Origin of the sequence: Amnibacterium soli (assembly GCF_039544415.1) — a bacterium.
Classification (GTDB): domain Bacteria; phylum Actinomycetota; class Actinomycetes; order Actinomycetales; family Microbacteriaceae; genus Amnibacterium; species Amnibacterium soli.
Genome location: NZ_BAABLP010000004.1, coordinates 38,315 through 53,030, shown reverse-complemented (window position 1 = coordinate 53,030; position 14,716 = coordinate 38,315). Strand labels below are relative to the sequence as shown.

Annotated in this window: 14 protein-coding genes and 1 pseudogene; 7 read left to right on the top strand and 8 right to left on the bottom strand. The window is 72.4% G+C overall.

All coding sequences use genetic code 11. From position 1 onward, the window contains the following. Nucleotides 1–49 precede the first annotated feature (49 nt). The gene (locus ABEA53_RS09665; RefSeq protein WP_345480926.1) at nucleotides 50–217 is read left to right on the top strand and encodes a hypothetical protein; all 168 of its coding nucleotides are present in this window, start codon (nucleotides 50–52) and stop codon (nucleotides 215–217) included. A 110-nt stretch (nucleotides 218–327) separates the two neighbouring features. On the opposite strand, the gene pgi is transcribed toward ABEA53_RS09665, so the two are convergent. After that, nucleotides 328–2,025, bottom strand: a complete 1,698-nt coding sequence (gene pgi, locus ABEA53_RS09660; protein WP_345480925.1) for a glucose-6-phosphate isomerase — start codon at nucleotides 2,023–2,025, stop codon at nucleotides 328–330. A 186-nt stretch (nucleotides 2,026–2,211) separates the two neighbouring features. Here pgi and ABEA53_RS09655 point away from each other — a divergent pair, with 186 nt between their 5' ends. Together ABEA53_RS09655 and ABEA53_RS09650 are read left to right on the top strand one after the other, a co-directional pair. Beyond that, on the top strand, nucleotides 2,212–3,102 hold the full coding sequence (locus ABEA53_RS09655; protein ID WP_345480924.1) for an ROK family protein: 891 nt from the start codon (nucleotides 2,212–2,214) through the stop codon (nucleotides 3,100–3,102). A 104-nt stretch (nucleotides 3,103–3,206) separates the two neighbouring features. Then, nucleotides 3,207–3,851, top strand: coding sequence for a hypothetical protein (locus ABEA53_RS09650; RefSeq protein ID WP_345480923.1), 645 nt, complete (start codon nucleotides 3,207–3,209; stop codon nucleotides 3,849–3,851). An 18-nt stretch (nucleotides 3,852–3,869) separates the two neighbouring features. On the opposite strand, the gene ABEA53_RS09645 is transcribed toward ABEA53_RS09650, so the two are convergent. The 4 genes and pseudogenes from ABEA53_RS09645 to ABEA53_RS09630 form a co-directional block, all read right to left on the bottom strand. Further along, nucleotides 3,870–5,111 carry an MFS transporter gene (locus ABEA53_RS09645; RefSeq protein ID WP_345480922.1) on the bottom strand — a complete coding sequence of 414 codons (1,242 nt, stop codon included), beginning with the start codon at nucleotides 5,109–5,111 and terminating at the stop codon, nucleotides 3,870–3,872. Beyond that, on the bottom strand, nucleotides 5,108–5,431 hold the full coding sequence (locus ABEA53_RS09640; RefSeq protein ID WP_345481471.1) for an HNH endonuclease signature motif containing protein: 324 nt from the start codon (nucleotides 5,429–5,431) through the stop codon (nucleotides 5,108–5,110). Before ABEA53_RS09640 ends, ABEA53_RS09645 begins: the two co-directional genes overlap by 4 nt. Then, nucleotides 5,420–5,695, bottom strand: a pseudogene (locus ABEA53_RS09635) (DUF222 domain-containing protein); the annotation flags it as partial. The gene ABEA53_RS09640 and the pseudogene ABEA53_RS09635, both read right to left, overlap by 12 nt. A gap of 257 nt (nucleotides 5,696–5,952) precedes the next feature. Next, entirely contained in the window at nucleotides 5,953–6,507 is a 555-nt protein-coding gene (locus ABEA53_RS09630) for a hypothetical protein (protein ID WP_345480921.1), read from the bottom strand. Between the two features lie 48 nt (nucleotides 6,508–6,555). Here ABEA53_RS09630 and ABEA53_RS09625 point away from each other — a divergent pair, with 48 nt between their 5' ends. Then, nucleotides 6,556–7,407 carry an alpha/beta fold hydrolase gene (locus ABEA53_RS09625; RefSeq protein WP_345480920.1) on the top strand — a complete coding sequence of 284 codons (852 nt, stop codon included), beginning with the start codon at nucleotides 6,556–6,558 and terminating at the stop codon, nucleotides 7,405–7,407. 77 nt (nucleotides 7,408–7,484) lie between these two features. Further along, nucleotides 7,485–8,534, top strand: coding sequence for a lipoate-protein ligase LplAB (gene lplAB, locus ABEA53_RS09620; protein WP_345481470.1), 1,050 nt, complete (start codon nucleotides 7,485–7,487; stop codon nucleotides 8,532–8,534). A 3-nt stretch (nucleotides 8,535–8,537) separates the two neighbouring features. Here lplAB and ABEA53_RS09615 read toward each other — a convergent pair whose 3' ends face one another. Genes ABEA53_RS09615 through ABEA53_RS09605 form a run of 3 tightly spaced genes read right to left on the bottom strand, consistent with a single transcriptional unit; the run spans nucleotide 8,538 to nucleotide 10,968 of the window. Next, nucleotides 8,538–9,371 carry a LamG-like jellyroll fold domain-containing protein gene (locus tag ABEA53_RS09615; protein ID WP_345480919.1) on the bottom strand — a complete coding sequence of 278 codons (834 nt, stop codon included), beginning with the start codon at nucleotides 9,369–9,371 and terminating at the stop codon, nucleotides 8,538–8,540. Beyond that, a complete protein-coding gene (locus tag ABEA53_RS09610) occupies nucleotides 9,368–10,336 on the bottom strand; it encodes a S24/S26 family peptidase (RefSeq protein WP_345480918.1) in 969 nt (322 codons plus the stop codon). The genes ABEA53_RS09615 and ABEA53_RS09610 overlap by 4 nt, the downstream gene beginning before the upstream one ends. After that, entirely contained in the window at nucleotides 10,318–10,968 is a 651-nt protein-coding gene (locus ABEA53_RS09605; protein ID WP_345480917.1) for a hypothetical protein, read from the bottom strand. The genes ABEA53_RS09610 and ABEA53_RS09605 overlap by 19 nt, the downstream gene beginning before the upstream one ends. 309 nt (nucleotides 10,969–11,277) lie before the next feature. On the opposite strand from ABEA53_RS09605, the gene htpX reads away from it, so the two are divergent. Together htpX and ABEA53_RS09585 are read left to right on the top strand one after the other, a co-directional pair. Continuing rightward, on the top strand, nucleotides 11,278–12,150 hold the full coding sequence (htpX, locus tag ABEA53_RS09600) for a zinc metalloprotease HtpX (RefSeq protein ID WP_345480916.1): 873 nt from the start codon (nucleotides 11,278–11,280) through the stop codon (nucleotides 12,148–12,150). Between the two features lie 1,669 nt (nucleotides 12,151–13,819). Further along, nucleotides 13,820–14,674 carry a universal stress protein gene (locus ABEA53_RS09585; RefSeq protein WP_345480913.1) on the top strand — a complete coding sequence of 285 codons (855 nt, stop codon included), beginning with the start codon at nucleotides 13,820–13,822 and terminating at the stop codon, nucleotides 14,672–14,674. Nucleotides 14,675–14,716 lie beyond the last annotated feature (42 nt).

Genomic DNA, 14,716 nt, shown 5'->3' with positions numbered 1-14,716 from the left:
TATCATACGAAGGGGTTCGCAGTGAATCCCGTCTGCTGAAGGAGACCTCATGACGAACGTGCTCGACCGCCTCATCCAGAGCAACCCGCTGCTCGCGCACGGCCCCCGCACTCACGGCACCGGTGTCGCGCTGCCCGCGCAGGTCGCTGCGCCGAAGCGCCGCGCCCGCTGGGACGTCGACGCCCCCAAGGTCCACCTGGGCCACGCCGGGCGCTGATCGTGCTCGCCGCCGGGCAGCACGACGGAGGGGGAGGGACCGCATCGGTCCCTCCCCCTCCGTGTCTGCGCTGATCCCCCGGCGCTGAGCGGCGCGGCCGCGCTGACCGACTACCCCCGCAGCTCGAGGTACTTCGCGATCAGCGACTTCGTCGACTGGTCCTGCGCCGCGAGCGCGTCGGCGTCGCCCTGCACGGCCGGCGTGACCTCGAGCGCGAGCTTCTTGCCGAGCTCGACGCCCCACTGGTCGAACGAGTCGATGCCCCAGACGGTGCCCTCGACGAACGTGATGTGCTCGTAGAGCGCGATGAGCTGGCCCACCACCGACGGCGTGAGCGCCGGCGCCAGGATCGACGTCGTCGGGCGGTTGCCGCTGAAGGTGCGCGCCGGCACGACGGCCTCGTCGGTCCCCTCCGCGCGGACCTCCTCCGCCGTCTTGCCGAAGGCCAGCGCCTTCGTCTGGGCGAAGAAGTTCGCGAGGAACAGCGAGTGGACGTCGGTGTCGCCGTCCTGCAGCGGGTGCGCCGGGTTGGCGACCGTGATGAAGTCCGCCGGGATCAGCCGCGTGCCCTGGTGGATCAGCTGGTAGAACGCGTGCTGCCCGTTGGTGCCGGGCTCGCCCCAGAAGACCTCGCCCGTGTCGGTGACGACGGGGCTGCCGTCCCAGCGCACGCTCTTGCCGTTCGACTCCATGGTCAGCTGCTGGAGGTAGGCGGGGAAGCGGTGCAGGTACTGCGCGTACGGCAGGACCGCGTGGCTCTGCGCGCCGAGGAAGTTCGAGTACCAGACGTTCAGCAGGCCCATCAGCACCGGCACGTTCGACTCGAGCGGCGCGGTGCGCATGTGCTCGTCGATCGCGTGGAAGCCGGCGAGGAAGTCGGCGAAGCCGTCCGGGCCGATCGCGATGGCGATGGAGGTGCCGACGGCGGAGTCGACCGAGTAGCGGCCGCCCACCCAGTCCCAGAACCCGAAGGCGTTCTCCGGGTCGATGCCGAACGCCTCGACCTTGTCGAGCGCGGTGGAGACGGCCACGAAGTGCTTGCTGACCGCGTCGCGACGCGAGTCGTCGGCGTCCTCGATGGCGCCGGCCTTCGACAGGCCCTCCCACAGCCACTGGCGGGCGAGGCGCGCGTTGGTCAGGGTCTCGAGCGTGCCGAAGGTCTTCGACGCGACGATGAACAGCGTCGTCTCGGGGTCGAGGTCCGCGGTCTTCTCGTAGATGTCGGAGGGGTCGATGTTCGACACGAAGCGGACGGAGAGGCCCTGCTGCACGTACGGCTTGAGCGCCTCGTAGACCATGACCGGGCCGAGGTCGGAGCCGCCGATGCCGATGTTCACGACGGTCTCGATGCGCTTGCCCGTGACGCCGGTCCAGGAGCCGTCGCGCACCGAGGTGGCGAACCCGGCGATCTTGTCGAGCACCTCGTGCACGTCGGCGTCGACGTCCTGACCGTCGACCGTCAGCGGCGCGGCCGGCTCGAGGTCGGCGCCGTCCTTCGGGCGGCGCAGCGCGGTGTGCAGCACGGCGCGGTCCTCGGTCACGTTGATGTGCTCGCCGCTGATCATCGCGCGGTACCGGCCCGGCACGTCGACCGTCCTCGCGATCTCGAGCAGGTGCGGCAGCACCTCCTGCGTCAGCAGGTTCTTCGACAGGTCGACGGTGAGGTCGGCGGCCTGGAACGTGTACCGCTCGGTGCGACCGGCGTCCTCGGCGAACCAGGCGCGCAGATCGGGCGTGAAGCCCTCGGCGAGGTCGGAGAGGGCCTGCCAGGCCTCGGAGGTCGTGGGGTCGATCGGTGAATCGGTCACGGAGGGTACGAACCTTTCGATGTGAGCGGGGAGCCGCCCGACATCGGGCGGTGCCCGAGCAGCGACGCCGCTGGGAACGCTAGTCCTCCCGGCTGCACGGCCGCTTCCACCGCCGGTCCCCTTTTCTGGGAGCCCTCGCTAGGGTCTGCTGGCCGCGCCGGTGCGGCGGAGGAGCGGGGTCGGCACATGATCGTGGGCATCGAGACGGGCGGCACGAAGGTCGTCTGCGCGGCGGGGCGCGCCGAGGCGCCCGACCGGCCGGTCCTGACCCGCCGCTTCCCGACCACCGATCCGGACGGGACGATCGGCCGCATCCGCGACTTCATCGCCGAGGCGGGTGCGGACGAGCCGGTCGAGGCGATCGGGGTGGCGTCCTTCGGACCCGTCGACGCCGACCCGTCGAGCCCCCGGTTCGGCTGGATCACGACGACGCCGAAGCCCGGCTGGGCCGACGTCGACCTGCTCGCGCGCGTGAACCCGGAGGGGCTGCCGGCCGCGTTCGTCAGCGACGTGCTCGGCGCAGCGGTGGGGGAGCTGCGGTACGGCGCCGGCCGGGGCGCCTCCTCCCTCGCCTACGCGACCATCGGCACCGGGGTCGGGGTCGGCATCGTCGTCGACGGGCGCCCGATCGGCGGCGACGGCTGGCCCGAGGTCGGGCACCTGCTCGTGCGCCGCCACCCCGCCGACGACTTCGCGGGCAGCTGCCCGTTCCACGGTGACTGCCTCGAGGGCCTCACCGCAGGTCCCGCGGTGCTGCAGCGGTGGGGCGTCGACGCGTCCTCGTTCCCGCCGGAGGTGCGGGACGAGCGCCTCTCGATCCTCGCGTCCTACGTCGCGCAGATGGCGTACAGCGTCGCGCTGACCGTCGGTGCCGAGCGGGTCGTGCTCGGCGGCGGCGTCATGCTCGCGCCCGGGCTGCTCGAGGCGACCCGCGCCGCACTGCCAGACCTCGCCCGCGGCTACGGGCCCGCCTCCCTCTCCTCCCGCGACCCCGCGGACGTGCTCGTCGCCCCCGGCGTCGAGGACTCGCCCGGCGTCGTCGGGGCCATGGCGCTCGCCGCCGACCTGCTCGGCTGAGTCGCCGATCGGCCATCGGGTGCACGGGCCGCGCGGGCGGTGCACCCGATGTGGCCCTTGGACTGAGGGTCGAGCGTGCCGGAACTCATAGGAGAAACTCAGGCATGAGCACTTCGGTCCTGAGCACCGCGGATGCGGCACGCACTCTCGCCGCCTCCGAGGACGAGGTCCGCTCGGCCCTGATCGAGGCCGCGATCGCCCTGTACCGCGAGCGCGCGCTGACCGAGGTCGCGCTCGAGCAGGTGGCCGCCGCCGCCGGTCTCGACCTCGCCGACGTGCAGGAGCGGTTCGCGACGCTGGACGACCTGCTGCTCGCCGTGATCGGGGTCTGGCACGGTCGGCGCGACGCCGACCTCGTCGAGGTGCCGATCGAGTTCGGCGCCGTCGCGTTCCTGCGCGCGGTCGTCGTGGCCAACGTCGCCGAGCCCGCGCTGATGCGGCTGATGATGGGCGCGGCGAGCGTCTCGGCCACGCCCGGGCACCCGATCGGCGTCGTGATGCGGCAGCAGTGGGTGCAGTTCCACGGCACCGTGCAGCGCGCGCTCGCGCACGACATCGCCATCGGCCGCGAGCCCGCGACGGTCGAGCCGCCGCACGGTGCGGAGCAGCTGATCGCGGTCTACGAGGGGCTGCAGGTGCAGGCCCTGATGAGGCCGAACATGGACCTGCTCGAGGCCTACGACCGGGCGGTCGCCCGCCTGCGCGAGGGGTGGGCCCACGCCCCCGCCCCGCTCGTCTGGGAGCTCTGACCCCCTCCGGCCCGCTCGTCAGTCGGTGTGCAGCACCGGCTCCGCAGCGCCCGCGTGGCGCCGGACGTACACGGCGCCGACGATCGCGGTGAGCACCCCGGCGACGGCGCCGATCAGCAGTCCCTGGCGCGGGCCGAAGGCGTTCGCGACCCAGCCGACGGCCGGGCCGCCGACGACGGTGCCGCCCATGACCGTCGCCATGTAGAGCGCCATCACGCGCCCGCGCACCTCGCGGCCCACGCCCATCTGCACGAGCCCGTTCGCGGTGGTCATGAAGGTCTGCGCCGCGACGCCGACGAGCGGCAGCACGATCGCGAGCGCGAGGTAGGAGGGCGCCGCCGACCCGAGCAGCAGTCCGATGCCGAACAGCGCGCCGGCGAGCACGAGCAGCGAGAACCGCGGCGCCGGTCGCCGCGCGGACAGCAGGGCGCCTGTGACGGCGCCGACCGCGAGGGCGGAGGAGAGCAGGCCGTACCCGGTCGCGCCCTGGCCGAACAGCACCGCCATGGTCGAGGCGTAGATGGCGAAGTTGAGGCCGAACGTGCCCATCAGCGCCACGAGGACGAACACGATCAGCAGGTCCCGGCGGCTCGCGACGGCGGTGAAGCCCTCACCGATGTCCTTGAACGAGCGGCTCGGGCGGCCGCCGACGTCGACGCCGGGCGCGTGGATGAACCGCAGGGAGGTGAGCACGGCGGCGAAGCTCGCGGCGTTGAGCACGAAGACCCAGCCGGGGCCGACCGCCTCCGTGAGCAGGCCCGCGACCGCTGGGCCGAGCAGCCGTGCGAGGTTGAACGACGCGGAGTTCAGCGCGACCGCGTTCGACACGTCGTCGGGCCCGACGAGGTCGGAGACGAAGCTCTGCCGGGCCGGTGCGTCGAAGGCGGCCGTGATGCCGAGCAGCAGGGCGAATCCGTAGACCTCGACGAGCGTGTCGGTGCCGGTGAGGACGAGCACCCCGAGCGCGAGGCCGAGGACGCCCATGACCGCCTGCGTGATCGAGAGCAGCAGGCGCTTGGGCACGCGGTCGGCGACCAGTCCGGTGACGGGGGAGAGGAAGAGCTGCGGCCCGAACTGCAGCGCCGTGGTGATGCCGACGGCGAGGGCGTCGTGCTGCGTGAGGCGGGTGAGGACGATCCAGTCCTGCGTCGTCCGCTGCATCCACGTGCCGACGTTCGACACGATCGCGCCGGACGCCCACAGGCGGTAGTCGTGCACCCGCAGGGAGCGGAACATGCCCGTTCCCGTGATCGCACTCATCGCTGCCAGTGTAGGCAGTCTGGACTGTGTATTCGTGCCGTCAGGCCGCGGTGCCGAGGGGCGGGACGCGCCCGCCGGGCCGCTCGCGCCCGGTGGTGTCGACCCAGGGCGGCGGGGTCCACCACCACCGCTCGTCCCTCCTGCCACCCGTGCTCGTCGAGAAGCAGGTGGCAGCGCCAGCACAGGAGCAGCCCGTTGTCGACGGCGGTGGGACCCCACCCCGCGGGCTTGAGGTGCGCCGCGTCGCACCACGCGAGCGGGGCGTCGCAGCTCGGCCCTTCGCAGCCGCCGGCCCGAACGGCCGTCGCCCGCCGCTGCACCTCGGTGAAGAACCGGCGGCTCGTGCCGAGGTCCAGGGGCTGCGACTTCCCGCCGAGCACGACCGGGACGACCTCCGCCTCGGCGGCGAGCATGCGGGCGGTGGAGGCGGCGATCGTGTCCGTGCAGCCCGGCAGCGACGCGACACCGAGCCCGGTCTTGAGGGCTTCCTCGGTCATCGTCACCAGCAGGGTCACGGCGGTGCCCGCCTGCTGGCCGTCGTCGCTCTTCAGCGCCCGCTTCGCCACGAGCCCGACCCCGTCGACACGACGTCGGGTTGAGCGGTCGCCGGTCGTCGTCCACCGTGTCGGGCAGTGCGTCGGAGTCGACGATCGCGAAGCGACGGATCGAGGTGTTCGCGTCGAGCGCGGTCTTGAAGAACCCGAACAGCGACGCGTACGCCGCCGCCTGCTCGAAGACCGCTGCCGCGCTCCGGTTCATGCCCGTGTTCGAGCACGGGCCACCGACACTCAGTCCAGATTTGGACCAGGCATTCCCTGCTCGACGGGACGGGGAGCCGGACCTAGGTGCAGTCCTCCGCGTCCGCTGCTCGCACGCAGTAGGTCGCGTCGCTCACCGCACCTTGATCGAGGCCGAACTGGCTGTACGTGACGGCGATGCGATCGAGCAGGGCTCGCTGGCCGAGGACGTGCGGACGGAAGCGGACACCGATCAGATACCGCTGATCGCTGTGCGGCGGGAGGACGAAGCCCTCCACGGGGCTCGATGCGACGAGCTCGTCGCGGACCTTTCCCGGCAGCGGCTCGGTCACCTGCAGGTAGTAGCTCCCCCGCAGCGGTACGACGCGCGTCTCCAGCACGTCGGCGCCTGCGGACCGGCGCGCTGTGGCGGCGTGCAGCGTGATCGGGGACCCCGATCGATTCGTGAGCACGACGTTCGCCCAGCTCGCTCGGTCGCCGCCGGTGGCAGGCGCGCTCGACCGGAACCCGCCGGTGACCTGCAGCGCAGTGGCGCTGGAACGCACGACGACGAGGATCCCGGCGGCCACCAGCAGCGCGACCACCGCGAGCGCGATCACCGCGATCCGCACCGGGAGCGGCAGCTGCGCAGTCGCCATGGCGCGAGCATGGCGGACGGCGTCGGCCCGCGCCACCAGAATCATCGCGTGGGTTCGTTCATCGACGACGAGGGCGTCGTCATCGAGACCGTCGAGTGGCCGGTCGAGGCGCCGCGCGCGGTGATCCAGCTGTCGCACGGCATCGGCGAGCACGCCCGTCGGTACGAGGCGCTCGCCGCGGACCTCAACCGCGCGGGCTTCACGGTCGTCGCCGACGACCACCGCGGGCACGGCGCCACCGGCATGCGGCAGTGGAACGACCCGGCCAAGCTCGGCCGACTCGGACCGGGCGGGCTGCGGGCGACCGTCGCCGCCATCGGGCGCTTCCGCGATCTGACCCGGGAGCGCTTCCCCGACGTGCCGCTCGTGCTCGTCGCCCACAGCTGGGGGTCCCTGATGGCGCAGATCGCGCTCAACGACCGACCGGACGCCTACGACGGCATGGTGCTGACCGGCACGGCCTACCGCTTCCCCGGGTTCATGGACGCCGGCGACCTCAACCGGCGCCACCGCACGCTCGGCACCACCGGCGCGGAGTGGCTCAGCCGCGACCCCGGGGTGGCGCGCGCGTGGGTCGAGGACCCGCTCACGTTCCCCGCGCAGACGACGAAGCTGCTCGGCCTCCGCGACGCGCTCCGGCTGCTCGGCCGGCCGGCACGCAGCCTGCCCGCCGACCTGCCCCTGCTGCTGCAGGTCGGGTCCGACGACACCCTCGGCGGCGGCCGCAGCGTCGAGCGGCTCGCGAGCGCGTACCGTCGCCGATCGGGCCTGCGCGACGTCACGGTCCGCGTCTACGAGGGCGCCAGGCACGAGGTGTTCAACGAGACGAACCGCGACGAGGTCGTCGCCGACACCGTCGCCTGGATCGAGTCCCACGTCCTGAAGGAGGCGCACGCATGAGCGAAGCCGTCGAAGCCCCGCACGGGGAGGCCGCATCCGTCGACTCCCTGCACGGGGAGGCCGCACCCGTCGACTCCCTGCACGGGGAGTACAAGGTCCCGGGCGGCAAGCTCGTCGTCGTCGACCTCGAGATCGCCGACGAGCGCATCGCGCGCTTCCGGCTCGCCGGCGACTTCTTCCTCGAGCCGGACGAGGCGCTCGAGGCCATCGACCGCTCGATCGTCGGGCTGCCGTCGACCGCCTCCGCCGCGGACCTGGCCGGCGCCGTGCGCGCCGCGCTGCCCGCTGACGCGGTGCTGCTCGGCTTCACCCCCGAGGCGGTCGCGACCGCGGTGCGCCGTGCGATCGGCCGCGCCGCGGACTGGCGCGACTTCGAGTGGGAGCTGCTGCACCCCGTCGCGGTGAAGCCCGCCGTGCACCTCGCCCTCGACCAGGTGCTGCTGGAGGAGGTCGGCTCCGGCGCTCGGAGGCCGACGCTGCGCATCTGGGAGTGGGACGAGCCCGCCGTCGTGATCGGCAGCTTCCAGTCGCTGAAGAACGAGGTCGACGCGGCCAACGCGGCGCGGTTCGGCGTCGACGTCGTGCGGCGGATCACCGGCGGCGGCGCCATGTTCATGGAGGCCGGCAGCGTGGTCACCTACTCGCTCTACGCCCCGGGCGACCTCGTGCGCGGCATGTCCTTCGCCGAGTCCTACGCCTACCTCGACGACTGGGTGCTGCAGGCCCTCCGCTCGCTCGGCATCGACGCGACGTACCAGGGGCTGAACGACATCAGCAGCCCGGCCGGCAAGATCGGCGGCGCCGCGCAGAAGCGGCTCGGCGGGGGAGCGGTGCTCCACCACGTGACCATGTCCTACGACATGGACGGCGAGAAGATGGTGCAGGTGCTGCGCATCGGCCGCGAGAAGATGAGCGACAAGGGCACGGTCTCCGCCGCGAAGCGCGTCGACCCCCTCCGAAAGCAGAGCGGGCTCTCGCGCGCGGCCATCATCGAGCGCATGGAGGACACGTTCGTGCGCCTGACCGGCGCGACGCGCGGCGACCTCACCGAGGCCGAGCTGGCGGAGGCGGAGGAGCTCGTCCGCACGAAGTTCTCGACGAAGGAGTGGCTCGAGCGGGTGCCCTGAACCTCAGCGCCCGGCGGCGTCGTGCGCCTTGACCTGCGCGGGCGTCAGCGCGGTCGTGTACACGGCGGCGTACCGGAGGCTGCCGGTGAAGTAGGCGGTGGCGACGTTCGGCCACGATCCCGCGAGGGTGTCGTACCCGACCTTCCAGTACCCGCTCGCGTTCTCGGCGGTCGTCGTGTTCGGGTCGGTCGCGATCGAGCGGCCGTCGACGTAGAGCGCGAGGCCCGCAGCCGAGAGCGTGCCCACTGCGGAGTGCCAGCGGCCGTCCGCGTAGTTGGTGCCGGCGGTCCTCAAGGTCTTGATGGCGCCGGAGTAGACGCCGAAGACGACGGCGCCGTTCTTGTCGATGTACAGGTGGCGGTCGTACTGCGCGGACTGCCCCGTGGTCGTGCCGAACCCGATCAGCTTCCCGCCCGCCACGGTGGTCCGGAACCAGATCTCGACGCTGAACGTCGTGGGGTTCGTCTGCTGCGTCGGGTACAGCGCGGTCTGCGCCGAGCCGTCCAGCGACCAGGCCGTGCCGGGGTCGCGGGGGCAGGCGATCGGGGTCGGGGTCGAGGCCGTCATGGTGCCCGAGTAGGTGCCCGGATGGCTCTGCCCGCTGATGTCAGCGGCCGAGGTCGAGCCGGACGCGTCGGCGAGCGGCCACTGGAACAGGGCGTTCGCCGAGTCCGCTCCGAGCGCGGCGGAGCACAGGAAGTACGTCGCGGTGCCCGCGGTGTCCGTGCTGTTGCGGATGACGGCCGAGTAGCCGCCGAATGCGCCCGGCGTCGTGAGACCGATGCCCGCCAGTGCGAGCAGCGCGGCCGCGCCCGCGGCGACCCCGAGCCGCCTCATGCGGTCGCCTCGTCACGGCGCGGGAGGCCGACCAGGAACACGATGAGCGCGGGCAGCAGCGCGACGGCGATCACCGCGCACTGGGCCACCGGCCCGAGGTCGGGCACGGCGAGCACGTGCCCGCGCGCGCTCGCCGTCGCGGGCAGGGACACCACCTCCGGGTGACCGGTCGAGAGCCGCGCGAGCACCGTGCCGGCGGAGTCGACCAGCCGCACGGGCAGCAGCCCGGTCGACACCATGGACGCCCGCACGCCGTCGGCCGCGGTCTCGGTGGCGAGCAGGACGACCCGGACGAACGGGTGCAGCCACAGCACGACCACCGTCGCGACGAGGTGCACGCCGATCACGCGGGCGGCGGCGCGCTGGTCTCGGCGGCGGATGAGCAGCGTCCCGGCCCAGACCAGCATCCCGCCGGCGATGAGCCCCGGAAGGCCTCGGACGAGGTAGCCGGCGCCGGGCAGGATCGCGACCGCGTGCCCGAGCACCGCGGTCGGCGCCACCGTCCACGGATCGGGGGAGGCGTTGACGTCCCCCTTCGTCCGGAGGGCGCCGTCGGGTCCGACGGCGAGCACGCGATGCGTGTAGACGCGCGGCGTCCCCGGCGGGGTGAAGGCGATCACCGTCCCCGGCGTGGGCTTCGCGTCGGGCGCCGTGATCACCAGGGCGCCGACCGGAGCGGCGGTGCCCATCGACGGCGTCTCCACGACGAACCAGCGCATGCCGCCGCCGAGCGCGACGACCGCGCCGGCGACCAGCAGGATCGCCGTCGCCGAGGCGAGCCCGATCACGAGGCGCAGCACGCCGTGCGGCCGGGGTGCGGTCGCCGCGGCGACCTCCGCCGCGGTCGCGGCAGCGAGTTCCTCCTCCCCCTCCGTCCACCACGGGGCCGGGAGGGGGAGGTCCGGCGTGCCGCGGAGCGACCACGTGGTCGCGACGGGGGTGAGCGTCAGCTCGTGAACGTCCATGTCATCGGCATCGAGGCGGTGAGGCCCTGGTACGCGGTGGTCGCCGACGAGTCGAGCGTGACGGTGAAGACGTAGGTCGACGAGGCGCCCGAGGCGAGGGGTGTGAGCGCGTACGGGGCCGTGCTCGCCGCGAAGGAGGCCAGGGTGCCGCTGAACAGCGCGGGGCTGCTCGCGCCGTTCTGCGTGATCGTCAGGTTCAGCTTGCCGCACAGGTCGTTGGCGCTGCCGGACACCGAACCCGTCTGGGTGCACGTCGTGCCGGGCGTCAGGGAGAAGGCGGTCGCACGCACGGTGCCGGTGTTCTTGAGGACGACCGTCGTCGTCACGGTCTGCCCCGGCACCATGGACTGGGAGCCGCCGAACTTGTTGATCGTCGCGCAGGTCGCGGTGTTCGTCGCCACCGAGCCGCCGTCGGTCGAGTTGCAGGTCACGGTCGCACCGGTCGAGCCCGGTCCGGTCTCCTGCATCGTGAGGGATCCCGTCGATGCGCTGTTCACGCTGTTGGTGATCGACGCGGCGAAGCCCGACAGCGTGCCGGTCACCGACATCGACAGCAGGCCTGCCGACAGGAGCACGGTGGTCAGCGCCAGTGGCGTGAACCGCAGTCGCTTGCCGGCGATGGGGCTGGTCATGGGATTCCTCTTTCGGGCCTGGGTGGGGGCGAACCGAACGGTATGTCCCCCGGGGAACCGGGGGCAGACCCCAGTACAGGAGCCCCCAGGACGGGTGATCTTCCGTGCAGCCGCCACTCAGGGTTCGAAGACGACGGCCGGAAGGACGGGTCGGCGGCTCGGGATCCCGTGCACCGCGATCCCACGAGGGCGCCGGCACATCTCTTAAGCGGCTCCAAGGCCGTGCGGACCGGACGGGGGAAGACGACCCGGCAGGATCGGGTTGACGGTCATGTGCGTCGCAGGTGCGACGTGGGACGGAAGGGACGAATGCACCGCCACTACAACGGCCTGAAGACCGCTCTGCTCTTCGGACTGCTCGGCGCGGTCGTCCTGCTCGCGAGCTTCTTCCTGTTCGGCCGCAGCCTCACCGCGCTGACCATCGGTCTCGTCATCGCGCTCGCGGTGAACCTCGGGTCGTACTGGTTCAGCGACACCGTCGGCATCCGCGCGATGCGCGCGCGGCCGGTCACGGAGGCGGAGCAGCCCGAGATGCACCGGATCGTGCGCGAGCTGTCGGCGCGCGCCAACCAGCCCATGCCGCGCCTCTACGTCTCGCCGACCATGGCGCCGAACGCCTTCGCCACCGGCCGGAACCCGCAGCACGCGGCGGTCTGCGCGACGGAGGGGATCCTGCAGATCCTCGACGAGCGCGAGCTGCGCGGCGTGCTCGGCCATGAGCTGATGCACGTCTACAACCGCGACATGCTCACCGGCTCGATCGCCGCGGCCATGAGCTCGGTGATCACCTACCTCGCCTACGCGGCGATGTTCTTCGGCGGCGGGAACGACCGCGATCGCGGCGGCAGCCCGATCGGCGCGATGCTGATGCTCTTCCTCGGCCCGCTCGCCTCCGGCATCGTGCAGATGGCGATCAGCCGCACCCGCGAGTACGACGCGGACGAGGACGGCGCGACGCTCACCGGCGACCCCCTCGCCCTCGCGTCGGCGCTGCGCAAGCTCGAGCGGGGCACGCAGGTGCGGCCGCTCGCGCCCGAGCCGCAGCTGCAGTCGGCCAGCCACCTGATGATCGCGAACCCGTTCCGGGCCCAGGACGTCGGGCAGCTGTTCTCGACCCACCCGCCGATGGCGCAGCGCATCGCGCGCCTCGAGGCGATGGCCGGGCGGCCCCTCGGCCGCTGATCGTCGACGGGCAGGTTTCGGGAAGCTAGGAGAACGCCGACAGACCGTTCCGCCGCCGAGCCGTGTCGCGCCAGTCTGGGCGCGACCCGGCACCGGTCGGGCGGAAGGGGTCCGCCGTGGCCGTTCGAGACCTGTTCGTCACGAGGAGCATCGCCGACCTCGTCAAGGACACGGGGACCGAGGGCGAGCAGCTCAAGAAGACGATCGGCCCCGTCGCGCTCACCGCGCTCGGCGTGGGCGCGATCATCGGCACGGGCATCTTCGTCGTGATCGGCCAGGGCGCCGGGCTCGCCGGCCCGGGCGTGATCCTGGCCTTCGTCCTCGCCGGCGTGACGTGCGCGTTCTCCGCGCTCTCCTACGCCGAGCTCGCCGCGGCGGTGCCCGTGTCGGGCAGCGCCTACACGTTCTCCTACGCCACCCTCGGCGAGCTGGTCGCGTTCATCATCGGCTGGGACCTGATCCTCGAGTACGGGGTCTCGGTCGCCGCCGTCGCGGTCGGCTGGGGCGGGAACATCAACGAGTTCCTGCAGGCGGCCTTCGGCGTCGCCCTGCCCGACGCGATCTCGAAGTCCCCCTCCGACGGCGGCGTCGTCAACATCCCGGCCGTCGTCGTGGTGCTCGGCATCACCGTGCTGCTGACGATCGGCACCCGGGAGAGCGCCCGCATCAACGCCGTCATGGTCGGCGTGAAGATCGTCATCCTGCTGTTCTTCATCGTCGTCGCCTTCACGGCCTTCAACGGCAGCCACTTCGAGCCGTTCGCGCCGAAGGGCATCCCCGGCATCGCCGCGGCGGCGAGCACGATCTTCTTCGCCTACATCGGCTTCGACGCCGTCACGACGGCCTCGGAGGAGACGAAGCGGCCGGCGCGCGACCTGCCGATCGCGATCATCGGGTCGCTGCTGATCTCGACCCTGCTCTACGTGCTCGTCTCCTTCACGGCGGTGGGCATCGCGAGCACCAAGCAGCTGTCGGGCAGCGACGCCCCGCTGTCGACGGCGCTCCGCGAGGGCGCGGGCATCCCGTGGGCGGGCGCGGTCCTGTCGCTCGGCGCGCTCATCGCGATCACGAGCGTCGTGCTCGTGATCATGTACGGGCAGACCCGCATCTTCTTCGCCATGTGCCGCGACGGGCTGCTGCCCCGGCGCCTCGCGAAGGTGAGCCCGCGCTTCGGCACCCCGGCGCGCATCACGATCGGCTTCGGCATCCAAGTCGGATCGTAGCCATGTCGTTCTGTGAGCCAAGGAGTTGGTGTGGAACCTTGTCTTCCTAAGACCGCTTGGCCTCCGACTTTCGGCACCCCGGCGCGCATCACGATCGGCTTCGGCATCCTGATCGCGATCCTGGCGGCGCTCGTGCCGCTGAACGTCATCGTCGAGCTGACGAACATCGGCACCCTGTTCGCATTCATCCTCGTGAACATCGGCGTGATCGTGCTGCGCCGCACCCGGCCCGACCTCGAGCGGCCCTTCAAGGTGCCGCTGGTGCCGGTGATCCCGATCATCGGGGTGCTGCTCTGCGGCTACCTGATCGTGCAGCTGCCGATCGAGACCAAGCTGCGGTTCGTCGTCTGGCTCGTCGTCGGGCTGATCATCTACTTCGCCTACTCCCGCTCGCACTCCCGCCTCCGCACCGGCGAGAAGACCGACCTGCCTCCGGTGGAGGGCGCATGACCGAGCGGTCCGCGCCGCTGATCGCGGCGTACAAGGGCGCGGCCGGCCCCGACGTGCTGACCTTCGCCTCCCGCTGGCGCGGCGCCTCCGGTCGCCCGATCCACGTGGTCACCGTCTACCCGGGCGCGGCACCGCTCGGCGCCGGCCGCATGGACGTCGAGTGGGTCGCGCACAACCGGGAGGAGGCGGAGGCGGTGCTCGACGAGGCCCGCACCGCGCTCGCCGGCACGGACGCCGAGTTCCGCACGCTGGCCGCGGACTCCGCGCCGCGCGGGCTGCACGAGGCGATGGAGGCGGCCGGACCGGGCGCGGTCGCCGTGGTCGGCTCGCGGAACACGAGGGGCATCCGCCGCACGTCGCCCGGCAGCACCGCCGACCGCCTCCTGACCGGCGCGCCCGGTCCGGTCGTGATCGTGCCGTGGGACTACGAGGAGTCGCCGCAGCCGCCCGTCGGGCGCATCGCCGTGGCCTACATCGACACCCCGGACGGTCGCGCGGCGCTCACCGCCGCCCGCGCCCATGCAGCGGAGACGGGTGCTGCGATCGACCTCGTGACCGTGCTGCCCGACACCCTCGTGCGTCCGAGCCTCGGGGAGCCCCGCCGGTTCGCGGAGGAGCAGCGACGCGACTACCTCGCCGCGCTCGAGGCCGTGGCCCGGGACGGCGAACGGGTGCGGCTGCTCGACGGTCCGGTCGTCGACGCGCTCGGGCAGGTGCAGCCGGAGGACGCGGACCTGCTCGTCTGCGGATCCCGCGGATACGGTCCCGCCCGCCGCGTGCTGCTCGGCGGGGTGTCCGCCCGGCTGCTCAAGGTCGCTCGTGTTCCGGTGATGGTCGTGCCACGAGCCTGAACGCCGCACGCAGCCGCGAATGGTGCGCACGTCGATCTGGAT